At 72.1% G+C, this 25,173-nt stretch carries 22 protein-coding genes and 1 tRNA gene; 2 read left to right on the forward strand and 21 right to left on the reverse strand.

What is annotated here, in order from left to right; translation table 11 throughout:
- Positions 1-28: 28 nt before the first annotated feature.
- The 5 genes from AC3X7R_RS15940 to AC3X7R_RS15960 form a co-directional block, all read right to left on the reverse strand.
- Complete coding sequence (locus tag AC3X7R_RS15940; RefSeq protein WP_489966660.1) at positions 29-805, reverse strand: ABC transporter ATP-binding protein; 777 nt, start codon at positions 803-805, stop codon at positions 29-31.
- Positions 802-1,797: an ABC transporter ATP-binding protein gene (locus AC3X7R_RS15945; RefSeq protein WP_489966661.1), complete on the reverse strand. Its 996-nt coding sequence runs from the start codon at positions 1,795-1,797 to the stop codon at positions 802-804. The genes AC3X7R_RS15940 and AC3X7R_RS15945 overlap by 4 nt, the downstream gene beginning before the upstream one ends.
- Positions 1,790-2,911: a branched-chain amino acid ABC transporter permease gene (locus tag AC3X7R_RS15950; RefSeq protein ID WP_489966662.1), complete on the reverse strand. Its 1,122-nt coding sequence runs from the start codon at positions 2,909-2,911 to the stop codon at positions 1,790-1,792. Before AC3X7R_RS15950 ends, AC3X7R_RS15945 begins: the two co-directional genes overlap by 8 nt.
- 12 nt (positions 2,912-2,923) lie before the next feature.
- A complete protein-coding gene (locus AC3X7R_RS15955; RefSeq protein ID WP_489966663.1) occupies positions 2,924-4,219 on the reverse strand; it encodes a branched-chain amino acid ABC transporter permease in 1,296 nt (431 codons plus the stop codon).
- Between the two features lie 177 nt (positions 4,220-4,396).
- Entirely contained in the window at positions 4,397-5,005 is a 609-nt protein-coding gene (locus AC3X7R_RS15960; protein ID WP_489966664.1) for an ANTAR domain-containing response regulator, read from the reverse strand.
- A 73-nt stretch (positions 5,006-5,078) separates the two neighbouring features.
- Between AC3X7R_RS15960 and AC3X7R_RS15965 the strand changes: the two genes are divergently transcribed.
- Positions 5,079-5,152, forward strand: a tRNA-Leu gene (locus tag AC3X7R_RS15965).
- A 1-nt stretch (position 5,153) separates the two neighbouring features.
- Here the strand turns inward: AC3X7R_RS15965 and pyk are convergent.
- The 13 genes from pyk to AC3X7R_RS16030 form a co-directional block, all read right to left on the reverse strand.
- Positions 5,154-6,608, reverse strand: coding sequence for a pyruvate kinase (gene pyk / locus AC3X7R_RS15970; protein ID WP_489966665.1), 1,455 nt, complete (start codon positions 6,606-6,608; stop codon positions 5,154-5,156).
- A 118-nt stretch (positions 6,609-6,726) separates the two neighbouring features.
- A complete protein-coding gene (locus AC3X7R_RS15975; RefSeq protein ID WP_489966666.1) occupies positions 6,727-8,187 on the reverse strand; it encodes a glutamate synthase subunit beta in 1,461 nt (486 codons plus the stop codon).
- A complete protein-coding gene (gltB, locus tag AC3X7R_RS15980; protein ID WP_489966667.1) occupies positions 8,180-12,709 on the reverse strand; it encodes a glutamate synthase large subunit in 4,530 nt (1,509 codons plus the stop codon). The genes AC3X7R_RS15975 and gltB overlap by 8 nt, the downstream gene beginning before the upstream one ends.
- Before the next feature lie 124 nt (positions 12,710-12,833).
- On the reverse strand, positions 12,834-13,733 hold the full coding sequence (lgt, locus tag AC3X7R_RS15985) for a prolipoprotein diacylglyceryl transferase (protein ID WP_489966668.1): 900 nt from the start codon (positions 13,731-13,733) through the stop codon (positions 12,834-12,836).
- A 22-nt stretch (positions 13,734-13,755) separates the two neighbouring features.
- Entirely contained in the window at positions 13,756-14,388 is a 633-nt protein-coding gene (locus AC3X7R_RS15990; protein WP_489966669.1) for an SCO family protein, read from the reverse strand.
- Positions 14,385-15,179, reverse strand: a complete 795-nt coding sequence (gene trpA, locus AC3X7R_RS15995; protein WP_489966670.1) for a tryptophan synthase subunit alpha — start codon at positions 15,177-15,179, stop codon at positions 14,385-14,387. The genes AC3X7R_RS15990 and trpA overlap by 4 nt, the downstream gene beginning before the upstream one ends.
- Positions 15,176-16,423 carry a tryptophan synthase subunit beta gene (gene trpB, locus AC3X7R_RS16000; protein WP_489966671.1) on the reverse strand — a complete coding sequence of 416 codons (1,248 nt, stop codon included), beginning with the start codon at positions 16,421-16,423 and terminating at the stop codon, positions 15,176-15,178. The genes trpA and trpB overlap by 4 nt, the downstream gene beginning before the upstream one ends.
- Positions 16,420-17,202 carry an indole-3-glycerol phosphate synthase TrpC gene (gene trpC / locus AC3X7R_RS16005; protein ID WP_489966672.1) on the reverse strand — a complete coding sequence of 261 codons (783 nt, stop codon included), beginning with the start codon at positions 17,200-17,202 and terminating at the stop codon, positions 16,420-16,422. Before trpC ends, trpB begins: the two co-directional genes overlap by 4 nt.
- A gap of 65 nt (positions 17,203-17,267) precedes the next feature.
- On the reverse strand, positions 17,268-17,468 hold the full coding sequence (locus AC3X7R_RS16010) for an HGxxPAAW family protein (protein WP_489966673.1): 201 nt from the start codon (positions 17,466-17,468) through the stop codon (positions 17,268-17,270).
- A gap of 46 nt (positions 17,469-17,514) precedes the next feature.
- Positions 17,515-18,153 carry a Trp biosynthesis-associated membrane protein gene (locus AC3X7R_RS16015; RefSeq protein WP_489966674.1) on the reverse strand — a complete coding sequence of 213 codons (639 nt, stop codon included), beginning with the start codon at positions 18,151-18,153 and terminating at the stop codon, positions 17,515-17,517.
- A complete protein-coding gene (gene hisI / locus AC3X7R_RS16020; RefSeq protein ID WP_489966675.1) occupies positions 18,146-18,502 on the reverse strand; it encodes a phosphoribosyl-AMP cyclohydrolase in 357 nt (118 codons plus the stop codon). The genes AC3X7R_RS16015 and hisI overlap by 8 nt, the downstream gene beginning before the upstream one ends.
- A 16-nt stretch (positions 18,503-18,518) precedes the next feature.
- Complete coding sequence (locus AC3X7R_RS16025) at positions 18,519-20,369, reverse strand: ABC transporter ATP-binding protein (RefSeq protein ID WP_489966676.1); 1,851 nt, start codon at positions 20,367-20,369, stop codon at positions 18,519-18,521.
- On the reverse strand, positions 20,366-22,171 hold the full coding sequence (locus AC3X7R_RS16030; protein ID WP_489966677.1) for an ABC transporter ATP-binding protein: 1,806 nt from the start codon (positions 22,169-22,171) through the stop codon (positions 20,366-20,368). The genes AC3X7R_RS16025 and AC3X7R_RS16030 overlap by 4 nt, the downstream gene beginning before the upstream one ends.
- Positions 22,172-22,317: 146 nt before the next feature.
- Between AC3X7R_RS16030 and AC3X7R_RS16035 the strand changes: the two genes are divergently transcribed.
- On the forward strand, positions 22,318-22,935 hold the full coding sequence (locus tag AC3X7R_RS16035) for a TIGR03085 family metal-binding protein (RefSeq protein ID WP_489966678.1): 618 nt from the start codon (positions 22,318-22,320) through the stop codon (positions 22,933-22,935).
- A 29-nt stretch (positions 22,936-22,964) separates the two neighbouring features.
- On the opposite strand, the gene hisF is transcribed toward AC3X7R_RS16035, so the two are convergent.
- The 3 genes from hisF to hisH form a co-directional block, all read right to left on the reverse strand.
- On the reverse strand, positions 22,965-23,729 hold the full coding sequence (gene hisF / locus AC3X7R_RS16040) for an imidazole glycerol phosphate synthase subunit HisF (protein WP_489966679.1): 765 nt from the start codon (positions 23,727-23,729) through the stop codon (positions 22,965-22,967).
- Positions 23,726-24,463 carry a bifunctional 1-(5-phosphoribosyl)-5-((5-phosphoribosylamino)methylideneamino)imidazole-4-carboxamide isomerase/phosphoribosylanthranilate isomerase PriA gene (gene priA, locus AC3X7R_RS16045; RefSeq protein ID WP_489966680.1) on the reverse strand — a complete coding sequence of 246 codons (738 nt, stop codon included), beginning with the start codon at positions 24,461-24,463 and terminating at the stop codon, positions 23,726-23,728. Before priA ends, hisF begins: the two co-directional genes overlap by 4 nt.
- A gap of 89 nt (positions 24,464-24,552) precedes the next feature.
- Positions 24,553-25,173, reverse strand: a complete 621-nt coding sequence (gene hisH / locus AC3X7R_RS16050) for an imidazole glycerol phosphate synthase subunit HisH (protein ID WP_489967090.1) — start codon at positions 25,171-25,173, stop codon at positions 24,553-24,555.

Here is a 25,173-nt window from a genome sequence, read left to right on the forward strand (position 1 = left end):
GTGACGCGGACGCCGGCCGGCGGAGCGGTCAGGCGGGGCCCTGCGCGCCGTCCTGCGTCTCCAGGTCGGCGGCGAGGGTGCCGAGGTAGAGCTCGATGACCTTGGGGTCGTTGGCCAGCTCGCGGCCCGTCCCCGTGTAGGCGTCACGCCCCTGGTCCAGGACGTAGCCGCGGTCGCAGATCTGCAGGGTGCGGCGGGCGTTCTGCTCCACCATGACGACGCAGACGCCCGTCTTGTTGATCATCCGGGTGCGCAGGAAGGTCTCGTCCTGACGCACGGGCGAGAGACCCGCCGAGGGCTCGTCGAGCAGCAGCACCGACGGCTCCATCATCAGGGCCCGGGCCATGGCCAGGGACTGGCGCTCGCCCCCGGACAGCGCGCCCGCGTTCTGGTTGCGCCGGTCGTGGAGGACTGGGAAGAGGTCCCACATGGCGGCCAGCCGCTCGCCCACCTTCTTGGGCCGCAGGAAGAGGCCCATGCGCAGGTTCTCCTCGATGGAGAGGCTGGGGAACACGTTGTTGGTCTGCGGGACGAACCCGACACCCATCTCCACCAGCGTGTTGGTCCGCGCGTTGGTGATGTCCTCGCCGTGCAGCCGCACCGTGCCCTCGTGCACGCTGACGAGGCCGAAGATGACCTTGAGCAGCGTCGACTTGCCCGCCCCGTTGGGCCCGATGATCCCGATCATCTCGCCCGGGTAGGCCTTGAGGCTGCACCCGTTGAGGATGTTCACGCCCGGCAGGTAGCCGGCGACGATGTCCTGCGCCTCGATGACGGGCACGGTCCCATCCGTCTGTTGGCTCATCGGCTCTCCTCCGTCGCGCCGGCGGCCTCGGGCTCGGCCTCGGCCTCGCCCCGCACCTCTTCGGCGAGCTGGTCCATGGTCTCGTCGTTGAGCAACGCGTCGTCACCCAGGTCGGTGTCGTGGTGGGCGCCCAGGTAGGCGTCGATCACGGCCGGGTTGCTCATCACCTCGTCCGCCGCTCCCTCGGCCACGATGCGGCCCTCGGCCATCACCACCACCCAGTCGGAGATGTGGCGGACCATGTGCATGTCGTGCTCGACGAAGAGCACGGTCATCCCCTCGTCGCGCAGGCTCTGGATGTGGCCCAGCAGCGACTGGGTCAGCGCGGGGTTCACGCCGGCCATCGGCTCGTCGAGCATGATCATCTTCGGGTCCGTCATCAGCGCCCGCGCCATCTCGAGCAGCTTACGCTGGCCGCCGGAGAGGCTGCCGGCGTAGTCGTCCTTCTTCTCCAGGAGCTGGAACCGCTGGAGGAGGTCCTTGGCCTTGACCTCGATCTCCCTCTCCTGGGCCCGCCACAGGGGTGAGAGCCAGGACTTGAGCAGGTTCTCCCCCGCCTGGCCGGTGGCGCCCAGCATCATGTTGTCGAGCACCGTCATGCGGTTGAGCGCCTTCGTGAGCTGGAAGGTGCGGACCATGCCGGCGCGCGCCACGTTGGCCGGCGAGGTCTTGTCCAGGGTGGCGCCGTCGAAGGACCAGTGGGCACCGCTGCGGGCCGAGGTGGGCTTGTCGAAGCCGGTGATCAGGTTGAAGAACGTGGTCTTCCCCGCGCCGTTGGGGCCGATCAGGGCGGTGATGACCCCGCGCTGGACCTCGAGGTGGTCGACGTCCACCGCCGTCATGCCGCCGAAGGAGCGGACGATGTTGTCGACCTTGAGGATGGGGTCGGGCTTGGCGGAGCCGGGCTCCGGCGCGACGCCGGCCATGAGCGCCCGTCGCTGCTCGGGATCGGCGCTGTCGAACGGGGTCGCCCCGGTCTTGGTCTCAGACATTGAACCGAAGCTCCCTCTTGTCGCCGAGGATTCCTTGTGGTTTGAAGATCACCAGCAGCATCAGCGCGACGCCGACCACGATCCAGGAGAACTGCTCGGTCTGCTGGCTGTTCATCAGCGAGTTGGGCACCAGCACGTCGGCGGTCCCCTTGATGAAGATCCGGACCGTGAAGAAGAGGATCGAGCCCAGCACCGGTCCGAAGATGGTGGCGGCGCCACCGAGCAGCAGGGCGGTCCAGGCGAAGAACGTCAGCGCGCGACCCATCGAGTCGGGCTGCACCGCGGAGGGCAGCACGTAGACCATGCCGCCGAGGGCGCCCAGGACACCACCGATGACCAGGGCCTGCATCTTCACCGCGAAGGCGTTCTTGCCCAGGCTCAGGATGGCCATCTCGTCCTCGCGGATGCCGCGCAGCAGACGCCCCCAGGGGCTGCGCACCAGCAGGAAGATGCCGAGCACGCAGAGACCCACCAGGGTCCACGCCACGAACCTGACCCACCAGCCGTTGACGCCGGTCATCTGGTAGTTGAGGAAGCCGATGCTCGCGTCCCCGCTCCCGAAGAACGACAGGTCGGTGAAGGGGTCGCGGTAGGTCTTGCCCTGGATGCCCTGGGCCGCCCCGGTGAAGTCGGTCAGCAGTGCGGAGCGCCCGACGTAGCGGATGATCTCCGCCGCCGAGATGGTCACGATGGCCAGGTAGTCCCCGCGCAGCTTGAGGGTCGGCAGGCCCAGGATCAGCGCGAAGACCACCGCGGCCATCAGGCCGATCAGGACCGCCGGCACCAGGGGAACGTCGTACCTGATGGAGATCGTGAAGCCGTAGGCCCCCAGCAGCATGAACCCGGCCTGGCCGATGTTGAGCAGCCCGGTGAAGCCGAAGTGCACGTTGAGGCCGATCACCGCGATGGCGACCGCCGCGGTCTGCGGGGAGATGGCCTCGCGCATCATCGCCCGGGCGATCGAGCCGACGTCCCCTGGCGCGAACTGGCCCACCAGCCACAGCAGGACGAGTCCGCCGACCATCCCGCCGGTGATCACGAGCCCCCGGCGGAGCCGGCTGGGCTCCCGCTCCGGCGCCTCGGCGAGCGTGCGTGCCTCTGCATCCATGGTCATGGGTTTCCCTTCCTACCCGACCCGCTCAGCCTTGCCGAGCAGGCCCTGGGGCCGCACCAGCAGGAGCAGGATGAGAATGAGCATCGCGGTCGCGTACTTGAAGTCGCCGGGCATGCCGAAGACCGGGGCCAGCTCGACGACCATCCCGATGATGAGCGCGCCCAGCAGGGCACCGAACGCGGTGCCGAGCCCGCCGAGGGTCACCGCGGCGAAGAGCAGGAGCAGGATCTGCATCCCGGAGTCCCACTTGATGCCGTTGGTCACCAGGGCGTACATGATCCCGGAGAGTCCGGCGAGACCCGTCGCCACGACCCAGACCAGGCGGATCACCTTGTCGACGTCGATCCCGGAGGCGGCCGCCAGGGCGGGGTTGTCGGAGACGGCGCGGGTGGCCCGCCCGACCCGGGTGCGGAGCAGGGCGTAGCCGACCGCCGCGAGGACCAGGACCGAGATGCCCATGGCGGCCAGGGACTGGTAGGTGAGGGTGATGGGACCGAGCTCGGCGACGCCGGGGTTGTCCTGGATCACCCGGACGGTGCGCGCCCCCACGAAGTACTGGAAGCAGTACTGCATGGCCAGGGAGAGACCGATGGTGACGATCATCATCTGGGTGAGGCCGAGGCCGCGGCGCCGAAGGGGCTGCCACATGATCCGGTCCTGGGTCCAGCCGGTCGCCGCACAGATCAGCACGGTCAGCGCCCCGCCCAGCCAGAGGTTGAGCCCGCCCACGTTGACCAGGCCGTAGGCGACCATGCCGCCGAGGGTGACCTGCTCGGCGTGGGAGAAGCTGGAGAGCCTGGTGGTCCCGTAGATGAGGGAGAGACCGACGGCCGCGAGGGCGAGCAGCAGCCCGAGCCGCAGTCCGTTGACGGTGCTCTGGGCGAGGTACTCCGTGAAGCTCCGCTCCGAGCTGAAGTTCTCGGTCCGCACGGGGATGAGCCCGGGGATGGTGGCACCGAAGCGGGCCTGGACGGTCACCACCTCCTCGCCGGTGGTCGCCACCCCGTCGGGGAGCGACTCGGCGTCCACCTCGAGCGTCCAGGGGCCCTCCTCCTCGACGGTGAGGTTCCACTTGCCCTGCTCGTTGGTGGTGAGCACGGTCTCCTCGCCCGAGGGACTGGTCACCTTGACGTCCGCGTCGGGGACGACGCCCTCCTCGGTGCGGAGGGTGCCGCCGAGGCAACCGGTCGTCTCGCTCGGCATGCACAGCGTCATCACCGCGTGCGCCGCCGGCATCAACGTCCAGGCGAGCCCCGCGACGAGCGCGACCAGCAGCAGCTTGACGCCGCCGGAGGCTCGTGGAGACACCTGGGGCGAATCTTGGCGAACCTTCACTCGAGCCCTCCCATCGGCACGCCCGCCGCGGACGCACACGGAAGTGTAGGTGTGACGCACCACATTGGGGAGGATCACCCCGACCATCGGACCGAGTGATGCCAAACAGTGACCTTTCCGGCGCAGCGGCTCCCGGAGGCCCACGGGGGGTCAGGAATGACCGGCGATGCCCGGGCCGTGGGTGATCACGCCGTCGGCAACCTGACGCATCGAGAGCCGCAGGTCCATGGCGGTCTTCTGGATCCAGCGGAAGGCCTCGGGCTCGCTGATCCCCAGCTCCGACTGCAGGACTCCCTTGGCCCGGTCCATCGACTTGCGGGTCGCCAGCCGTTCGGTCAGGTCGCCGATCTCGGCCTCGAGACTGCGCACCTCCGCGAAGCGGCTGACCGCCATCTCGATGGCGGGCACCAGGTCGGACTTGCTGAACGGCTTGACCAGGTAGGCCATCGCCCCGGCGTCCCGGGCGCGCTCGACGAGCTCGCGCTGGGAGAATGCGGTGAGGATCACCACGGGGCAGATCCGCTGGGCAGCGATCCGCTCCGCGGCCGCGATCCCGTCGAGCACCGGCATCCTGACGTCGAGGATCACCAGATCGGGGCGCAGCTCCTCGGCCAGCTCGATCGCCCGCTGCCCGTCGCCGGCCTGGCCGACGACGTCGTAGCCCTCCTCGGAGAGCATCTCGGCCAGGTCCATGCGGATCAGCGCCTCGTCCTCGGCCAGGACGACGCGCGGGGTGGATCGGGGCTCGGTCGCGTTCACGCAGCAGAGGTTAGCCTTCCCGCCCCGTGTCCAGGGACCGCCGTGCGGTTCCGGTACGGTGTCGCCTTGCCGGGCCCCGGTATCCCAACCGGCAGAGGAAGCGGTCTCAAACACCGTCCAGTGTGGGTTCGAATCCCACCCGGGGCACTCAGCGCTCGCCGAGCCTCCGGTACGCCGGCGCCTTGCCGTGGATCGCATCGCCCATCCGGTGGATCCGCAGGGCGTTGGTCGAGCCGGCGATCCCGGGCGGGCTGCCGCCGATGATGACGACCTGCTCCCCCTCCTGGACCCGACCGATCGCCAGCAGCGCCTCGTCGACCTGGCGCACCATCTCGTCGGTGTGCTCGACGTCGGAGGTCTTGAAGGTCTCCACGCCCCAGGTCATCGAGAGCCTCGACCGGGTGCTGGCCAACGGGGTGAACGCGAGGACCGGGATCGCTCCGCGGTAGCGGGCCAGACGCCTGGCCGAGTCGCCGCTCTGGGTGAAGGCGACCAGGTAGCGAGCCCCCACCCGCTCGGCGACCTCCGCCGCGGCCTTCGAGATGATGCCGCCACGGGTCCGGGGCGCCCACGTGAGGGACGCCATCCGGGCCAGGCCGTGCTCCTCGGTCGACTCGATGATCCGGGCCATCGTCCGGACCGCCTCCAGCGGGTACTGCCCGACGCTCGTCTCCCCCGACAGCATCACCGCGTCGGTGCCGTCCAGCACCGCGTTGGCCACGTCGGAGGCCTCGGCCCTGGTCGGGGCCGGCGCGCCGATCATCGACTCCAGCATCTGGGTGGCGACGATCACCGGCTTGGCGTGGCGGCGGGCCAGCTCGACCAGCGTCTTCTGCATCAGCGGGACGTCCTCGAGGGGGCACTCCACGCCGAGGTCGCCGCGGGCCACCATCAGGCCGTCGAAGGCGTCGATGATCGACTCCATGTTGGCGATCGCCTGGGGCTTCTCGATCTTGGCGATCACCGGGACGGAGAACCCCTCCTCCGCCATCACGGCCCGCACGTCATCCACGTCGGCGGCGGCACGCACGAAGCTGAGCGCGATGAAGTCGACACCCTGGCGCAGCGCCCACCTCAGGTCGTCCACGTCCTTCTCCGAGAGCGCGGGCACCGAGACCGCGACGCCGGGCAGGTTGATCCCCTTGTGGTCCGAGACCCGCCCGCCGACCACCACCCGCGTGCGCACGTCGGGGCCCTCGACCGCCTCGACGACCAGGCGCACCTTGCCGTCGTCGATCAGGATCGGGTCGCCCACCGCCACGTCTCCGGGCAGCCCCTTGTACGTCGTCCCGCAGGCCACCAGGTCGCCCGGGACGTCGCGCGTCGTGATGGTCCACAGCCGGCCGGCCTCCAGCACGACCGGGCCGTCCTGGAAGCACTCCAGCCGGATCTTCGGCCCCTGGAGGTCGGCGAAGATGCCGACGCCCCGACCGGTCGCGTCGCTGGCCTCCCGGACCATCCGGTACATCCGGGCGTGGTCGTCGTAGGAGCCGTGGCTCATGTTGAGCCGGGCGACATCCATGCCGGCCTCGACCAGCTCGCGGATCTTCTCGGGGGTGCCCACCGCGGGGCCAAGGGTGCAGACGATCTTTGCTCTACGCACACCACGAGCCTACCCCTTGAACGATCCAAGCCACGGTGCGGCGCCGGGCGGGACGGACGACGCCCCGGGTCGGCAGGGCCGACCCGGGGCGCGTGACGCTCGGTGCTTCCCGTCCTGCCTAGACCACCAGGGGGCGGGCCGTGGGCGGCACCGGGGCGGGCAGGGCGGTGGAGCCGGTCAGGTACTCGTCGACGGCAGCCGCGGCGGCGCGACCTTCGGCGATGGCCCAGACGATGAGCGACTGCCCACGGCCGGCGTCGCCGGCCACGAAGACCCCACGCTCCGAGGTGGCGTACTTGTCGTCGCGCGCGACGTTGCCGCGCTCGTCGAGCTCGACGGCGAGCTGCTCGACCAGCCCGGCGCGCTGAGGGCCGGTGAAGCCCATCGCCAGCAGGACCAGGTCGGCCGGGATCTCGCGCTCGGTGCCGGCCACCGGGGTGAAGGTGCTGTCCACCTCGACCAGCCGCAGGGCACGGACGCGCCCCTGGTCGTCGCCGAGGAACTCCTGGGTGGAGACCGCGTAGACACGGTCCCCGCCCTCCTCGTGCGCGGAGGAGACCCGGAAGGTCATCGGGTAGGTCGGCCAGGGCTGCCCGGCCGGCCGCTCCACGGGCGGCTGGGCCAGGATCTCCAGCTGGGTGATGCTCGCGGCGCCCTGGCGGATGGAGGTGCCGAGGCAGTCCGCGCCGGTGTCGCCGCCTCCGATGATCACCACGTGCTTGCCGTCGGCGCGGATCTGGTCGGGGACCTCCTCGCCGAGCGCGACCCGGTTGGCGTGGGGCAGGAACTCCATGGCCTGGTGGATCCCGTCGAGCTCGCGCCCGGGGACGGGCAGGTCACGCGGCAGGGTCGAGCCCGTGGCCAGCACCACCGCGTCGTACCGCTCCCGCAGGCGCGAGCCGGAGAGGTTGCCGGTGCCGACCTCGACGCCGGTCCGGAAGATCGTGCCCTCACGGCGCATCTGGTCCAGTCGCCGGTCCAGGTGCTTCTTCTCCATCTTGAACTCGGGGATGCCGTAGCGCAGGAGCCCCCCGGCCCGGTCGTCACGCTCGTAGACCGCGACGGTGTGCCCGGCTCGGGTGAGCTGCTGGGCCGCGGCGAGGCCGGCGGGGCCGGAGCCGATCACCGCCACGGTCCGTCCCGAGAGCCACTCGGGCGGCTGGGGCCGGACGTAGCCGGACTCCCAGGCGCGGTCGATGATCGCCACCTCGACGTTCTTGATGGTGACCGGGTCCTGGTTGATCCCCAGCACACAGGCGGTCTCGCACGGCGCCGGGCAGAGCCGCCCGGTGAACTCCGGGAAGTTGTTGGTCAGGTGGAGCCGGTCCATCGCGCCGTCCCAGTCGTCGCGCCAGACCAGGTCGTTCCACTCGGGGATGATGTTGCCCAGCGGGCACCCCTGGTGGCAGAACGGGATGCCGCAGTCCATGCAGCGGCCCGCCTGGGTGTTGATGATGGGCAGGAGTGCCCGCCCGATGCCGTCGGGGTAGACCTCGTTCCAGTCCTTCACCCGCTCCTCGACCATCCGCCGGGTGGCCACCTGGCGTCCGTGCTTGAGGAATCCCTTGGGGTCAGCCATGAAGCACCTCCATGATCCGCGCTGCGGCCTCGTCTTCGTCGAGGCCCTCCTCGAGGGCCTCCGCGCGGGCCTCGACGACCCGCTTGTAGTCGCTGGGCATGACCTCGGTGAACCGTGTCACCGCGCTCTCCCAGTCGTCGAGCAGCGCCTGGGCCACCGAGGACCCGGTCTCCTCCAGGTGCTCGCGCACGATGCCCTGGAGCTCGGCGACGGCGTCGCCGGTGACCGGGGCCAGCTCGACCAGCTCGGGGTTGACCCGCCCCTGGTCCAGGTCGAGGACGAAGGCGTAGCCACCCGACATCCCGGCGGCGAAGTTGCGGCCCGTCGGTCCGAGGACCACGACCCTGCCGCCGGTCATGTACTCGCAGCCGTGGTCGCCCACCCCCTCGACGACCGCGGTGGCACCGGAGTTCCGGACGCAGAACCGCTCGCCGGCCTGTCCGCGCAGGAAGATCGAGCCCGACGTCGCGCCGTAGCCGATCGTGTTCCCGGCGATGACCTGCTGGGAGGCGTCGAAGCCGGCGGCCCGGTCGGGCCGGACCACGATCCGGCCGCCGGAGAGGCCCTTGCCCACGTAGTCGTTGGCGTCGCCCTCCAGCCGCAGCGTCATCCCCCGGGGCACGAAGGCACCGAAGGACTGTCCGGCCGACCCGGTGAAGGTCAGGTCGATGGTCCCGTCGGGCAGGCCCTCCCCGCGGTACCGCTTGGTGACCTCGTGCCCGAGCATCGTGCCGACCGTGCGGTTGACGTTGCGGACCTCGATCTGGGCTCGCACCGGCTCACCCGACTCCAGTGCGGGCCGCGCGATCTCGATCAGGCGGTTGTCCAGGGCCTTCTCCAGCGCGTGGTCCTGGCTCTTGGTGCGCCGCAGGTCCTGACCGTCGAACTGCTGCTGCGGCTCGACCTGGTGCAGGATCGGGGCGAGGTCGAGGCCGGAGGCCTTCCAGTGCTCGATCGCCTCGACGACGTCGAGGGCGCCGACCTGGCCGATCGCCTCGTCGAGCGTGCGGAAGCCGAGCTCGGCGAGGAGCTCGCGCACCTCCTCGGCGATGTACTCGAAGAAGTTGACGACGAACTCCGGCTTCCCGGTGAACCGCTCGCGCAGCACCGGGTTCTGGGTGGCGACGCCGACCGGACAGGTGTCGAGGTGGCAGACCCGCATCATGATGCAGCCGGAGACCACCAGCGGCGCGGTCGCGAAGCCGTACTCCTCGGCGCCGAGGAGGGCGGCGATGACCACGTCGCGCCCGGTCTTGAGCTGGCCGTCGGCCTGCACCACGATCCGGTCGCGCAGCCCGTTGAGCAGCAGGGTCTGCTGGGTCTCGGCCAGGCCGAGCTCCCAGGGCCCACCCGCGTGCTTGAGCGACGTCAGGGGCGAGGCGCCCGTGCCCCCGTCGTGCCCGGAGATGAGCACCACGTCGGCGTGCGCCTTGGAGACGCCGGCCGCGACCGTGCCGACCCCGACCTCCGCGACCAGCTTGACGTGCACCCGTGCGGACGGGTTCGCGTTCTTCAGGTCGTGGATCAGCTGGGCGAGGTCCTCGATCGAGTAGATGTCGTGGTGCGGCGGGGGCGAGATCAGGCCCACGCCGGGCGTGGAGTGCCGGGTCTTGGCCACCCAGGGGTAGACCTTGTGGCCCGGCAGCTGGCCGCCCTCGCCGGGCTTGGCGCCCTGGGCCATCTTGATCTGGATGTCGTCGGCGTTGGTGAGGTACTCCGAGGTCACCCCGAAGCGGCCCGAGGCGACCTGCTTGATCGAGCTGCGGCGCTCCGGGTCGTAGAGGCGGTCGGGATCCTCGCCGCCCTCACCGGTGTTGGACTTGCCGCCCAGCCGGTTCATCGCGACCGCCAGCGTCTCGTGCGCCTCCTGGCTGATCGAGCCGTAGGACATGGCGCCGGTGGAGAACCGCTTGACGATCTCCGAGACCGGCTCGACCTCCTCCAGCGGGACCGGCGGACGGTCCGGGTTGAACCTGAAGAGCCCGCGCAGGGTCATCAGCCGCGCGGACTGCTCGTCCACCCGACGGGTGTACTCCTTGAACAGGTCGTAGCGGCCGCTGCGCGTCGAGTGCTGGAGCCGGAAGACCGTCTCCGGGTCGAAGAGGTGCGGCTCGCCGTCACGGCGCCACTGGTACTCCCCGCCCGTGGCGAGCTCGCGGGTGCCGGGCACGATCCCACCGCGCGGGTACGCCGTGGCGTGGCGCCGCGCGACCTCCTCGGCGATGGTGTCGAGCCCGATGCCGCCCAGCTTGGAGGTGGTGCCGGTGAAGTACTTGTCCACCACCTCCTGGGAGAGGCCCACGGCCTCGAAGATCTGCGCACCGGTGTAGGAGGCCACGGTGGAGACGCCCATCTTGGACATCACCTTCAGCACGCCCTTGCCCAGCGCCTTGATCAGGTTGGCGACCGCCTTGGCGGGCTCCTCCTTGACGTAGTAGCCCTCGCGCGCCAGGTCCTCCACCGACTCCATCGCCAGGTAGGGGTTGACCGCGGCTGCGCCGTAGCCCATCAGCAGGGCGACGTGGTGCACCTCGCGGACGTCGGCCGCCTCGATCACCAGGCCGACCTGGGTCCGGGTCTTCTCCCGGACCAGGTGGTGGTGGACCGCCGCCGTCATCAGCAGGGACGGGATCGGGGCCAGCTCCGCGGTGGAGTGCCGGTCGGAGAGCACGATGATCCGCGCGCCCCGGGCGATCGCCTCGGAGACCTCGCGGCAGATCTCCTCGAGCCGCGCCGCCAGCGCCGTGCCGCCGCCGTCGACCTCGTAGAGACCGCGGGAGACGTGCGTGATGAAGCCCGGCATGTCGCCGTCGTGGTTGATGTGGCGCAGCTTGGCCAGGTCGTCGTTGGAGATCACCGGGAACGGGATCACCACCTGCCGGCACGACGCGGGGGTGGGCTCGAGCAGGTTGGCCTCGGGACCGACCGTGCCGTAGAGGGAGGTCACCAGCTCCTCGCGGATCGCGTCCAGCGGGGGGTTGGTCACCTGGGCGAAGAGCTGGGCGAAGTAGTCGAAGAGGAGCCGCGGCTTCTCCGACAGCGCCGCGATCGGTGTGTCTGTGCCCATCGAGCCGATCGGCTCACCCCCGGTGTTGGCCATCGGGGTCAGCAGGATGCGGAGCTCCTCCTGGGTGTAGCCGAAGACCTGCTGGCGCCGGGTGACCGACGCGTGGGTGTGCACCACGTGCTCACGGTCCGGGATGCTGTCGAGGTTGATCAGCCCGGCGTGCAGCCACTCGTCGTAGGGCTGCTCCGAGGCGAGCTGGCTCTTGATCTCCTCGTCCTCGACGATGCGGTGGTCCTGGGTGTCGACCAGGAACATCCGGCCCGGCTGCAGGCGACCCTTGCGCACCACGGTCGCGGGGTCGAGGTCGAGCACGCCGACCTCCGAGGCGAGGACGACGAGGCCGTCGTCGGTGACCCAGTAGCGGGAGGGCCGCAGCCCGTTGCGGTCCAGCACGGCGCCGATCTGGCGACCGTCGGTGAAGACCACGCACGCCGGGCCGTCCCACGGCTCCATCAGGGTCGAGTGGAACTCGTAGAACGCGCGGCGGGCGGCGTCCATCTCGGTGTGGTTCTCCCACGCCTCGGGGATCATCATCAGCACCGAGTGCGGGAGCGAGCGGCCACCCAGGTGCAGCAGCTCGAGCACCTCGTCGAAGGAGGCGGAGTCCGAGGCGCCGGGGGTGCAGATCGGGAAGAGCCGCTCCAGGTCGCCCGGGATCAGGTCGGAGGAGAGCAGCGCCTCGCGGGCCCGCATCCAGTTGCGGTTGCCCATCACGGTGTTGATCTCGCCGTTGTGGGCGATGAAGCGGAAGGGGTGGGCCAGCGGCCAGCTGGGGAAGGTGTTGGTGGAGAACCGCGAGTGCACCACGGCCAGCGCGGAGGCGACGCGCTCGTCGCGCAGGTCCGGGAAGAACGTGTCGAGCTGGTCGGTGGTCAGCATGCCCTTGTAGGCCAGCGTCCGCGAGGAGAGCGACGGGAAGTAGACCCCGGTCTCACGCTCGGCGCGCTTGCGCAGGCAGAAGGCCATCCGCTCGAGCGCCATCCCGGTCCGCCGGGCGCCGCTGGCGGCGACGAAGAGCTGGGTGAAGGCCGGCATCACGCTGCGCGCGGTCGCCCCCAGGATGCCGGGCTCGATCGGGACCTCGCGCCAGCCGAGGACCGTGAGGTCCTCCTCAGCGGCGATCTCCTCGATCCGCTGCCTGATCTTGGAGACCTCCTCGGGGCTGCCCGGGATGAAGGCGGTGCCCACGGCGTAGCCCTGCGGGACCGGCAGGTCGAAGTCGACGACCTCGCGGAGGAAGGCGTCCGGCACCTGCATCAGGATGCCGGCCCCGTCGCCGGAGTTGGTCTCGGCGCCCGCGGCACCGCGGTGGTCGAGGTTGCGCAGCGCGGTGAGCGCCTTGGCAACGATGTCGTGGCTGGCAACGCCGGTCAGGGTCGCCACGAAAGCCACACCGCACGCGTCGTGCTCGTGGGTGGGGTCGTAGAGCCCTTGGGGCGGAGGGAATGCATGCATGGGCATCCTCCCGTCGTCTGCGCCCGGGCCGGAGGCCGGCTGCGGGCGAACTGGCAAGGCGTGGTGCGAGCACGGGACGACGTTGGCCAGCGCGAGGACCGACTTTACCACCCTGTAACAGGGCTCAGTCACGCCCTTCCACGTCGACGGCCTCGGCCTCGGGCGTGCGGGAGTCGGTGTAGACGGCGCCCTCCCGGCCGGGATGGCGCCGCGCGGAGATCACGAACCAGGCCAGCGCGAGGGCGAAGAGGACCACCGACGTCCACACGTTGAGCCGCAGTCCCCCGACGTCCGACATCTGCACGTCGTCGATGCGCAGCGTCTCGATCCAGCCGCGCCCCAGCGTGTAGACCATCACGTAGAGGGCCAGCACCCGCCCGTGGCCCAGCCGGAACCGGCGGTCGGCCCAGACGACGACGACGAAGCCTGCCAGCGCCCAGAGGGACTCGTAGAGGAACGTGGGGTGGAAGAGGAGGTCGGCGTCCTCAGGGCCGCTGTACTGCGGGACCCGGTGGGCCATGTCGATCTCCAGCCCCCACGGCAGGTCGGTCGGCCGGCCGTAGAGCTCCTGGTTGAACCAGTTGCCCCACCGCCCGATCGCCTGGGCCACCAGCACGCCGGGCGCGAGGGCGTCCAGCATCGGCGCGAGCCGGATGTGGTGGAGCCGGGCGCCGATCATCACCCCGACGGCGCCCAGCGCGATGGCCCCCCAGATGCCGAGGCCGCCGCGCCAGATCTGCAGCGCGGCCCAGGGGTCGCCGTCAGGCCCGAAGTAGCGCTCGTAGTCGGTGGCGACGTGGTAGATCCGTCCCCCGACCAGTCCGAACGGCACCGCCCAGATGGCCAGGTCCTGGACCTCGCCCGCGGTGCCGCCCCGGGCCACCCACCGGCGCTCGCCGATCCACACCGCGGCCACGATGCCGGCCATGATCGCCAGCGCGTACCCGCGCAGCGGGAGGGGACCGAGGTGCCACACGCCCTGGTCAGGGCTCGGGATGGCGAACGCCGTCAGCTGGGCGAGCATGGGTCTCCACTCCTGGGCGGGGTCACGGGGAGAGCAGCTCCTCGATGTCCTCGGCGAGCTGCTGGGCGGAGGTGTCGGCCGACCAGACGGTGGTCGCCCGGCCCTCGCCGTCCAGCCCGAGCACCGGGTCGCTGTGCACGACCTCGTACCCGCCGCCGGGCAGCTTCTCGCCCTTCTCCACGAAGACGGCCAGCTCTCGCGCGGTCCTCACGATGGTGCTCATCCTGCCGGTCGCACCCTCGAACGTCGGGTCGTAGGCGTCGAGGTAGCGCCGCAGGGTCTGCGGGTCGTCGCGGGCCGGGTCGGTGGTCACGAAGACCACGTCCACCCGCTCGCGGTCCGCCTCGTCGAGCCGGACCAGGGCGCTGGCGATCGACGACATCACGATCCCGCAGATGTCCGGGCAGTGGGTGTAGCCGAAGAAGACCAGGGTGAGGTCCTTGTCGGCGTCGGTCAGTGAGTACTCCGCACCGGAGGTGTCGACCAGCGCGGTGTCGGGCACCTCGTAGGGGTCGTCGAGGGCGGTGCCGTGCAGTCCGTCGGCGTCCAGGGTGGAGGCTCCCGCGTCGCCGGCGGCCTCCCCGCCACCGCACCCCGCGAGCAGGGCCAGCGCCAGGAGGACACCCAGCAGGGTGGTCCGTGGTCGCCGTGTCATCGCCGCACCCCCCGCGCCAGGTCCTCGGTGAGCGTCGCGAGGGCGCGGAGCCCGGCCCGGCGGTCGTCCCGGTGCTCCTGGAGGGTCCGCACGAAGGCGGAGCCGACGATCACCCCGTCGGCGTAGCCGGCGATCTCCGCGGCCTGCGCCGCGTTGCTCACCCCGAGGCCGACGCCGACGGGCAGGCTGGTGACCGCCTTGGTCCGCGCCACCAGGGGCGCCGCCAGGTCGCTGGTGGTCGTGCGAGCACCGGTCACCCCCATCACCGCCGTGGCGTAGACGAAGCCGCGGCAGTGGGCGGTCGTCATGGCGATCCGCTCCTCGGTCGAGCTGGGCGCGACCAGGAAGATCTTGTCGAGGTCGCGGGCGTCGGCCGCCGCGAGCCACTCCTCGGCGGAGTCGGGCGTCAGGTCGGGCGTGATCAGCCCGGCACCGCCCGCGGCGGCGAGGTCGGCGGCGAACCGCTCCACGCCGTACCGCTCGACCGGGTTCCAGTAGGTCATGACGACCGTGGGCACGCCGGTCGCGGCCACGGTCTCCACCACGCGCAGCACGTCGCGGGTGCGGATGCCGCCGTCGAGGGCCTGCTGGGCCGCCGCCTGGATGGTGGGGCCGTCCATCACCGGGTCGCTGTAGGGCAGCCCGATCTCGATCACGTCGCAGCCGGAGTCGACCATCACCCGCAGGGCGTCGACCGACCCTTCGACGTCCGGGAACCCGGCCGGGAGGTACCCGATCAGGGCCGCCCGGCCCTCCGCACGCGCCCGGTCGAAGGCGCTCCGAGCGGTCATCGGGGCTCCCCCGTCCCGCCGTCGGCGGTGCGGCCCAGGCCGAACCACTCGATCGCGGTGCCCATGTCCTTGTCGCCGCGGCCCGAGAGGTTGACCAGCAGGGTCGCCTCCGGTCCGTGCTCCTCGACCAGGGCGGGCACCTCGCGCAACGCCCCCGCCAGCGCGTGGGCGCTCTCGATGGCCGGGATGATCCCCTCGGTGCGGCTGAGCAGCGCCATCGCCTCCATCGCCTCGGTGTCGGTGACGGGCCGGTAGGTGGCCCGCCCGACCCGGGCCAGGTGGGCGTGCTGCGGCCCCACGCCGGGATAGTCCAGGCCCGCGGAGATCGAGTGGGACTCGACGGTCTGCCCGTCCTCGTCCTGCAGGACGAAGGTGCGGGCGCCGTGCAGCACCCCGCTGGCACCGGCGTGGATGGTGGCGGCGTGCCGGCCGGTCTCGACCCCGTCCCCGCCGGGCTCGAACCCCAGGAGGGCGACCTCGGGGTCCTCGAGGAAGGCGGTGAAGATGCCGATGGCGTTGGAGCCGCCCCCGACGCAGGCGGCCACGGCGTGCGGCAGCCGGCCGTACTGCTCCAGGCACTGGGCCCGCGCCTCGTCACCGATCCCGCGGCAGAACTCCCGGACCATGCTGGGGAAGGGGTGCGGACCGGCCGCGGTGCCGAAGAGGTACGCCGTGTGGTCCACGCTGGCGACCCAGTCGCGCAACGCCTCGTTGATGGCGTCCTTCAACGTCGCGCTCCCGGAGTCGACCGGGACGACGGTGGCGCCGAGCAGCTGCATCCGCGCCACGTTGAGGGCCTGGCGCCGGGTGTCGACGGCTCCCATGTAGACCGTGCAGTCGAGGCCGAAGTAGGCCGCGGCCGTGGCGCTGGCCACGCCGTGCTGACCCGCCCCGGTCTCCGCGATCACCCGGCTCTTGCCCATCCGCTTGGTGAGCAGGGCCTGGCCGAGCACGTTGCGGATCTTGTGCGCGCCGGTGTGGTTGAGGTCCTCGCGCTTGAGCAGCACCCGGGCGCCGACCTGCGCGGAGAGGCGCTCGGCGTGGTAGAGCCGGCTCGGGGCGCCGGCGTACTCGACCAGGATCTTGTCGAAGTCGGCGACGAAGGCCGGGTCCGCCATGGCGTCGCGCCACGCGGCGTCCAGCTCGTCGAGGGCCGCAATCAGGGCTTCCGGCATGAACCGGCCGCCGAAGTCGCCGAAGAAGCCGCGCTCGTCGGCGTCGAAGGCTCCGGGCGCCGTGCTCACGCCGTCACCCCGGTCATCGCCCGGACGGCCTGCTCCGGGTCGCCGTCGCGCACCAGCGCCTCGCCGACCAGCACCGCTCCCGCGCCCTGGGCGACGAAGCCGGCCACGTCGGAGGAGTCGTTGATCCCGGACTCCGCCACCTTGACCCGGTCGCCGGGGACCAGCGGGGCCAGGCGGCCGAAGGTCGCGGCGTCCACGGCCAGCGTCTTGAGGTTGCGGGCGTTGACGCCCACGAGCTCGGCGCCGAGCTCGACGGCACGTCGGGTCTCGTCCTCGTCGTGCACCTCGACCAGCACCGTGAGGCCCAGCTCGCCGGCGAGCTCGTAGAGGGCGCGCAAGCGGTCGTCGTCCAGGGCCGCGACGATCAGCAGGGCCAGGTCGGCACCCGCCGCCCGGGCCTCGAGGAGCTGGTAGGGCTCGACGATGAAGTCCTTGCGCAGCACGGGGACGTCCACCGCCGCGCGCACCGCCCGCAGGTCGGCCAGCGACCCGCCGAAGCGCCGCTCCTCGGTGAGCACCGAGATGGCGGCCGCACCGCCACGGGCGTAGGCGCCGGCGAGGGCCGCGGGGTCGGGGATGTCCGCGAGATCGCCCTTGCTGGGGCTGCGCCGCTTCACCTCGGCGATGACGCTGGATCCCGGTGCCCGGAAGTGCGGCATCGGGTCGCGGGGGGCGTCGACGTCGGCCAGGGCGGCCCGGAGGTCGCGCAGCGGGACCTCGGCCTCGCGACGCGCCAGATCGACCCGGACACCGGCGACGATGTCGTCGAGAACGGACACGGGTTCACTCGCTTCTGCAGATCGTGGTGACGGCAGCCGGGCCGGAGCCCGGCTCCGTCCGGCGCTCAGTGGCTGGACTGGTGGTAGCCCATCTTGTCCATCACGAGGAAGAGCGGCAGGGCCACGACGGCCAGTGCCACGCCCACCCAGAAGAGCACCATGCTCACGGGGTCGAGCATGAGCGCGATGCTGCCGACCACGAAGCCGAGGAAGGCGACCGACACCGCGGTCCATGCTGCAGGGGTGTTGCCGTGGTTGTCAGCCATTCAGGTGCGCTCCAAGGTCAGCGGTGGGCAAAGTTCCGCCGCCATTCTAGGGGGCGGGGTCCCGGGTCGGGTCCTGGCCCTCGTCCAGCGCCTTCCACAGGTCGGTGGGGTCCTGCGGCCGCGCCCCCGCACCGGTGGCGTCGGCGGCGTCCACGCCGCCGTCGGCCCCGGGGGCGCCGGCCCCGTGGGCGCCGGAGCCGGGGGCGTCGTACCGCGCCCCCATCGCCGGCCACCTCGGCGCCTGCCGGACGGCCACGGCGCACGCCACCACGCAGAGCAGGGCGGCGGGCAGGGCGACCCAGAACCAGCCGGTCCGCTCCAGGGCACCGTGCGCGACACCGGCGTCCGCGAGCCGGACGGCGACCTGGTCGGGCAGCTGCACCAGCGCGACCACCCACGTCGCCACGAGGCCCAGCGCGCCGAGCAGCCCCGCCACCGCCACCAGCCGCCGCACGAGGCCACGGCTGACCAGGATCACGCCCCAGCACGCCAGCACGACCAGCCCGAGGGCAGCGCCCAACGGCATCTGGGCGACCCCGGGCGAGCTGTCCCAGAAGACCTGCGCGAGTGCGTCCTCCCGCGAGGCGCCGTCGAGGGCGACCCAGTCACGGCTGCCGGAGACCGCGGCCAGGACCCCGCCGGTCAGCCCGGCGAGCACGGTGGGGCCGAAGGTGCGCTCAGCCACGCCCGGGGCCCTCCCACACGAGGTCGGCGTCGAAGCAGGTGCGGTCGCCGGTGTGGCAGGCCGCGCCCTCCTGGTCGACCTTGACCAGCAGGGTGTCCTTGTCGCAGTCGAGACGGATCTCCTTGACCCACTGACGGTGGCCGGAGGTCTCCCCCTTCACCCAGTACTCGCGGCGGCTGCGGGACCAGTAGGTCGCGCGGCCGGTGCTCATGGTCCGGGCCAGGGCCTCGTCGTCCATCCAGCCCAGCATCAGCACCTCCCCCGTGTCGTGCTGCTGCACGACGGCGGGGACCAGTCCCTCCGCGGTGCGCTTGAGACGGTCGGCGACAGCGGGATCCAGGGTGCTCACGGCGTCCAGTATCCGCTCAGTGTCCCTGCTGCGCGACCCAGGAGTCGTGGAGCCTCGCGTAGACCGAGCCGGGCTGGGCGGCCAGCACCGCGTGCGGACCGCGCTGGACGACCCGGCCCCGGTCCACCACCACGACCTCGTCGGCCTGCTCGGCGGTGGAGAGCCGGTGCGCGATCGTCACCGAGGTGCGGCCCGACATGAGGCGCTCGAGCGCGCGCCCGATCCTCATCTCCAGCTCGGGGTCGACGGCGCTGGTCGCCTCGTCGAGGACCAGCAGGTCGGGGTCGGCCAGGTGGGCGCGCAGCAGCGCGACGAGCTGTCGCTCCCCCGCGGAGAGGGAGTCGCCCCGCTGGCCCACCCGCGTCCCCAGACCCTCGGGGAGCCCGTCGACCCAGTCCGCGAGACCGAGCTCGCGGGCCGAGGCCATGATCTCGTCGTCGGTGGCCTCGAGCCGCCCGTAGCGCACGTTGGCCGCGATGGTGTCGTCGAAGAGGAATCCCTCCTGGGGCACCAGGACCACGCTGCGGCGCAGGCTCTCGTGACGGATGTCGCGCACGTCGACTCCGTCCAGCAGGACGGCGCCGCTGGTGGGGTCCATGAGGCGGGTCAGCAGCTTGGCGAAGGTGGACTTGCCCGATCCGGTCTCGCCCACGATCGCGATCCTCGTGCCGGCCGCGATCGACAGGTCCACGTCGTGGAGCACCGGGGGGCCGCCGGGGTAGGCGAAGGTGACGTCCTGGAACCGGACGTCGACCGGTCCGCGGGGCAGCAGCCGGCCCGACTCGCCGGGGTCGACGAGGTCGGCGGGGGTCTCGATGATCCCGATCACGCGCCGCCAGCTGGCGATCGCGTTCTGCGCGTCGGTGAGGATCTGGGTGCCCATCTGCACCGGGCCCACGAAGAGGGTCACCAGGAAGGCGAAGGCCAGGACCTGCCCGGCGGTCATGTCCCCGGTGAACCCCAGGAGGACGCCGACCACCAGCACGCCCGCGTTGGCCAGCCCCGCGGAGATGCCCCCCAGGGAGAAGGAGACGACCGTGTAGGTCTGGGCCTTGACGCTGGCGGCCTTGAAGTCGTCGATGGCCGCGTCGATCCGGCCCTGGGTCCGCTCCTCCACGGCGTAGGCGCGGACCACCGGAGCGCCGACGACGGGCTCGGAGATCGCCGAGAGCATGGTGCCGACGTGCCTCCGGACGATGCCGTAGGCCTCGGAGAGCTTGCGCTGGAAGTACCGGATCGAGGCGAAGAGCGGCGCGAAGCAGAGCCAGACGACCAGGGCGAGCTGCCAGCTGTAGATCACCATGATCACGGTGGCCACCACCACCTGCCCCACGCTGACCACCAGGATCAGGCCGCCGAAGACGAGGAACTGGCTCACCTGGTCGACGTCGGTGGTCACCCTGGAGACCAGGGAGCCCCGCCGCTCGGTGCTCTGGGTGAGCATCGGCAGGTCGTGGACGTGCCGGAACGCCTTGACCCGCAGGGTCGCCAGGCCCCGCTCGGCTGCGGTGAAGAGCCGGCTGGTCATCAGGTACGAGGCGACGCCGGTGAGCAGGACCCCCACGGCGCAGATCACGCCGGTCCAGACGACGAACGAGACGTCCGGTCCGCCGGGCCCGTTGATGCCCCGGTCCAGGGTCTGCTGGACCGCGACCGGCACGATCACCTGGCCGAGGGAGGCCAGCACGGCCAGCACGAACGTCACCCGCATGCCCTGCGTCAGCTCGGGCGAGATCGCCAGGCCGCGACGGATCGTCGCCATCGCGCCCATCTCCTCGCCGCTGGTCACCTTCGTCCCCGAGACGGCCGGCCCCCGCTCGGGCGCCGGCTCCACGACGGTCTCCGGCTTCCGCGTGGTGCCGCTCATGTCCGCTCCCCCACCGTCTCGACGTCGTCGTCCAGCTCGTGCTCGTAGGCGTTGACCAGCCGGGCGTAGTCGAGGTTGCGCGCGAGCAGCTCGGCGTGGGTGCCGCGGTCGACGACCCGGCCGCCGTCGAGGTGCACCACCTCGTCGGCCAGGGCGATCGTGGCCTTGCGGTAGGCCACCACCACCAGGGTGGTCTCGGAGTTGCCGTCCCGCAGGGAGGCCAGGATCCGGGCCTCCACCTCGGGGTCCACCGCCGAGGTCGCGTCGTCGAGGACGAGCAGCCGGGGCCTTCGGACCAGCGCCCGGGCCAGGGAGATCCGCTGGCGCTGACCGCCGGAGAGCGAGGCGCCGCGCTCCCCCAGCTGGGTGTCGAGGCCGCTCGTCAGCGCGGCGACGAAGCCGTCGGCCTGGGCCGTGCGGAGCGCCGCCCAGACCTCGTCGTCGGAGACGTCGGCCCCCAGCGTGATGTTGCCGCGCACCGTGTCGTCGAAGAGGAAGGCGGTCTGCGGCACCAGCGACAGCGCCCGCGCGAGCTCACCGCGGCGCAGGGCGCGCACGTCGACGCCGTCGACCAGCACCTGTCCCCGGTCCGGGTCCAGGAGCCGGGCCAGCAGGGCGGTGAGGGTGCTCTTGCCGGAGGCGGTCGAGCCGACCACGGCCACGGTGCGGCCCGGCGCGACGTCGAAGGAGACCTCGCGGAGCACCGGGGTGGCCTGGTCGTAGGCGTAGCCCAGCCCTTCCACCCGCAGCTCCGCGCCCCGCGGGGAGGGCGGGAGGACCGACTCCCCGTACGGCATCGACCCGGTGGCCCGGATCACCGACCTGGTCCGCCGGAAGCCGACGACACTGCGCGGGAACTCCCCCAGCAGCCAGCCGATGGCCCGGATCGGAAACGCGACGATGGTGAGCAGGTAGGCGACGGTGACCACGTCGCCGGCGTCGGTCGCACCCGAGAGGACGCGCGAGACGCCGACGGCGAGCACCACGAGGACACCGAGGTTGGGCAGCGCGGCGAGGGCGGGGTCGAAGACCGCACGGACCCGGCCGGCCCGGGTCAGCACGTCGCGCAGCTCGTGTGCCTTGGCCCGGAAGCGCTCGGTCTCCTCGGTCTCGCGGCCCAGCGTCTTGACGACCATGGCGCCGTCGAAGGACTCGTGGGCGATCTCGCTCAGCTCGGCCCGCAGCCCCTGAGCGGCGGTCATCAGCGGCGAGGAGAGCCGCTGGTAGACGAGGTTGGCGCCGACGACGGCCGGGAAGACGAGCATGCCGACGACGGCGAGGACGACGTCCGCGACGAGCATCTGGACGACCGCGATGACCATCATCACGACGGTGCCCAGCGCCATCGGCAGCGGCGCGATCGGCCCCCACGCGGCCTCCACGTCGGAGTAGGCGTTGGAGAGCAGCTGACCCGTCGGGTGCCGCTGGTGCCACTCCATCGGCAGCGACAGGTACTGGCGGGTCACCGCACGCCGGGTGTGGGCCTGCATCCGGTACTGCATGAGCCCCGCACCGAGACGACGCGCCACGATGCCGACCGCGCGGAGCACCGCGACGCCGACGAAGAGGCCGACGACGGTCCAGAGCAGGCCGGTCCCGATCTCGCCGTCCTCGAAGGCCGGGATGACGACGTGGTCGGTCGCCCAGCCCAGCACCCAGGCGTCCGCCACGGTGAGCACGGCGAAGAGCACGCTGCCCAGCGTGGAGAGCGCGAAGATCACCGGCTCCCGTCGGATCGCGACGGCCAGGACGGCGAACCCCTGGCGGGTGGTCGAGGCGCGCAGCGCGTCCTTCTGCTCCACCGTGCGTCTGCCTCCTCGTCGCGTCGACTGCCGCCGAGGGACTCACCCGGCTCCCACCGCAACCGCCGTGGGCACTCAGGCTATTCCCGGGCCAGGCCTCCGCCCGCTGGGGCGCCCCGCGCCCGTCGCCCCCCTACGCTGGCACCATGACCGCGCCACTGGCCCGCCGGGAACGTCTCGCGCTGTGCGACACCGCCCTGGAGGTGGGCGCCTCCGCCCCGACCTGCTGCGCGGGCTGGGACGCCCGCGACCTCGTCGCCCACCTGCTGGTCCGGGAGCGTTCGGCGGCGGCGGTGGGGCTGGCGGCACCCCCGCTGAAGGGCCTGCTCGACCGCGCGATGGAGCAGCGCACCCGTCAGGACCTGCCCGAGCTGGTGGCCACGCTCCGCACCCCCGCCCCCTGGGCCCGGGGCCCCGTCGAGCGCGCGCTCAACACGGTCGAGTTCTTCGTGCACCACGAGGACCTCCGGCGGGCCCGCCCCGGGTGGCAGCCTCGCGCTCTCCCGGCGGACGACGAGGAGACGCTGTGGCGCCAGCTCAGGCTCGCCGGACGCGCCCTGGTCCGGGCCGCCGGCACGCCGGTGGTCGCGGTGGCTGAGGACGGCCGCCGCGCGGTGCTGCGCCGCGGACCGGATCCGGTGGTCCTCACCGGCCGGCCCTCCGAGCTGCTGCTGCTCCTCTCCGGGCGCCCGAGCCGCGACGTCGCCGTCGAGGGACCGCCCGACGCCGTGGCGAGGTTCCGGACGGCGTTCGACCTGACCTGAGCGCCCGGTCCGGACGGCCGGGCCGGCGCCTACCGCCGGACCGGGTGCCCGGAGGCCGCGAGAGCCTCCTTGACCTCCGGCACGGTCAGGGTGCCGAAGTGGAAGACGGTCGCGGCCAGCACCGCGTCGGCGCCGGCGTCCACCGCGGGCGCGAAGTGCTCGAGCCGGCCGGCACCGCCGCTGGCGATCACCGGCACCGAGACCTCGTGCCGCACCGCCGCGATCAGGCCGAGGTCGAACCCGTCGCGGGTGCCGTCGGCGTCCATCGCGTTGAGCAGGATCTCGCCGGCACCCAGCCCGGCGGCACGCGACGCCCACTCCAGCGCGTCCAGGCCGGCCGACTGCCGCCCGCCGTGGGTGGTCACCTCGAACCCGGAGTCGGTGCCGGCCGCGCGGCGGGCGTCCACGGAGAGGACCAGGACCTGGCTGCCGAACCGGTCCGCGATCTCGGCCACCAGCTCGGGCCGCCGGATCGCCGCGGTGTTGACCGCGACCTTGTCCGCGCCCGCCCGCAGCAGGCGGTCGACGTCCTCGACCGAGGAGACTCCCCCGCCGACGGTCAGCGGGATGAAGACCTCCTCCGCGGTGCGGGAGACGACCTCCATCGTCGTGGCCCGCCCCTCGTGGGAGGCGGAGATGTCGAGGAAGGTCAGCTCGTCAGCCCCCTGGGCGTCGTAGGCACGCGCCAGCTCGACCGGGTCCCCCGCGTCACGCAGCTGCTGGAAGTTCACTCCCTTGACGACGCGACCCCCGTCGACGTCGAGGCACGGGATGACGCGGACGGCGAGGGTCATGAGCGGGGCGGGAGGGTCAGGGCGAGCGCCTCCTGGAGGGTGAAGCGGCCCTCGTAGAGCGCGGTGCCGATGATGGCCCCCTCCACCCCCTCGGGCACCAGCGACTGAAGGGCCTCGAGGTCGGCCAGCTCGGTCACCCCGCCCGAGGCCACCACCGGGCGGTCGGTGCGGGAGCAGACGGTGCGCAGCAGCTCCAGGTTGGGCCCCTGGAGCATCCCGTCCTTGTTGACGTCGGTCACCACGTAGCGGGCACACCCCTCGCCGTCCAGCCGGGCGAGCACCTCGAAGAGGTCGCCGCCCTCCCGGGTCCAGCCACGGGCGGCCAGGGTGGTGCCCCGGACGTCGAGGCCGATGGCGACCCGGTCGCCGTAGGTCGCGATGGCCTGTGCGCACCACTCCGGCTGCTCCAGGGCGGCGGTGCCGATGTTGACCCGCCGGCAGCCGGTCGCCATCGCGGCGGCCAGCGACTCGTCGTCGCGGATCCCGCCGCTCATCTCGACCTTGATGTCCAGGCGGCCCACGATCTCGGCCTGGAGCTCCCGGTTGTGGCCGCGGCCGAACGCCGCGTCCAGGTCCACCAGGTGGAGCCACTCCGCCCCGGCCTCCTGCCAGCGCAGGGCGGCCTCGACGGGGTCACCGAAGCGCTTCTCCGAGCCCGCCACCCCCTGGACGAGCTGGACGGCCTGGCCACCGGCGATGTCGACGGCGGGAAGGAGCTCGAGGTGGTCGGGCACGGTGCTTCTCCTGGGTGAGGTCGGGAAGGGTGTCGGCACGGTCGACGACACGTGCGTGGGGGCGGGGGAAGGGGACCCCTGGGCAGCGGTCACAGGGTGCCCACCCAGTTGCGGAGCAGCGCCGCACCGGCGTCCCCGGACTTCTCGGGGTGGAACTGGGTGGCGCTGAGCGGACCGTTCTCGACCGCGGCCACGAACCGGTCCCCTCCGTGCTCGGCCCAGGTCACCAGCGGGGCACGGGTCCGGTCGTTGGTGACCAGCTCCCAGGAGCGCACCCCGTAGGAGTGGACGAAGTAGAAGCGCTCCTCGGCCAGCCCGGCGAGGAGGACGGTGCCCTCGGGCGCCTCGACGGTGTTCCACCCCATGTGGGGCACCACCGGAGCCTGCAGGCGCTCGACCACGCCCGGCCACTCGTCGCACCCCTCGGACTCGACCCCGTGCTCGACCCCGCGGGAGAAGAGGATCTGCATGCCGACGCAGATCCCCAGCACGGGGCGTCCGCCGGCCAGGCGACGGCCGATGATCTCGTGGCCGCGCACCGCGCGCAGCCCCTCCATGCAGGCCGCGAAGGCACCCACGCCCGGCACCACGAGGCCGTCGGCACCCTCGGCGGTGGCGCGGTCGGAGCTGAGCGTGACGCGGGCCCCGGCGCGCTCGACCGCGCGCACCACCGACCGCAGGTTCCCCGACCCGTAGTCGAGGACCACCAC

Source organism: Nocardioides sp. Z22_16 (assembly GCF_058134365.1).

Bases quoted from the DNA above. Each gene is read 5' to 3' on its own strand.
- AC3X7R_RS15990 (WP_489966669.1), bottom strand. From the start codon at position 14,388: ATGACACGGCGACCACGGACCACCCTGCTGGGTGTCCTCCTGGCGCTG.
- AC3X7R_RS15940 (WP_489966660.1), bottom strand. From the start codon at position 805: ATGAGCCAACAGACGGATGGGACCGTGCCCGTCATCGAGGCGCAGGAC.
- AC3X7R_RS16025 (WP_489966676.1), bottom strand. From the start codon at position 20,369: ATGAGCGGCACCACGCGGAAGCCGGAGACCGTCGTGGAGCCGGCGCCC.
- lgt (WP_489966668.1), bottom strand. From the start codon at position 13,733: ATGCTCGCCCAGCTGACGGCGTTCGCCATCCCGAGCCCTGACCAGGGC.
- hisF (WP_489966679.1), bottom strand. From the start codon at position 23,729: ATGACCCTCGCCGTCCGCGTCATCCCGTGCCTCGACGTCGACGGGGGT.
- AC3X7R_RS15975 (WP_489966666.1), bottom strand. From the start codon at position 8,187: ATGGCTGACCCCAAGGGATTCCTCAAGCACGGACGCCAGGTGGCCACC.
- AC3X7R_RS16035 (WP_489966678.1), top strand. From the start codon at position 22,318: ATGACCGCGCCACTGGCCCGCCGGGAACGTCTCGCGCTGTGCGACACC.
- trpA (WP_489966670.1), bottom strand. From the start codon at position 15,179: ATGACCGCTCGGAGCGCCTTCGACCGGGCGCGTGCGGAGGGCCGGGCG.
- AC3X7R_RS16010 (WP_489966673.1), bottom strand. From the start codon at position 17,468: ATGGCTGACAACCACGGCAACACCCCTGCAGCATGGACCGCGGTGTCG.
- gltB (WP_489966667.1), bottom strand. From the start codon at position 12,709: ATGCATGCATTCCCTCCGCCCCAAGGGCTCTACGACCCCACCCACGAG.
- AC3X7R_RS15945 (WP_489966661.1), bottom strand. From the start codon at position 1,797: ATGTCTGAGACCAAGACCGGGGCGACCCCGTTCGACAGCGCCGATCCC.
- AC3X7R_RS15950 (WP_489966662.1), bottom strand. From the start codon at position 2,911: ATGACCATGGATGCAGAGGCACGCACGCTCGCCGAGGCGCCGGAGCGG.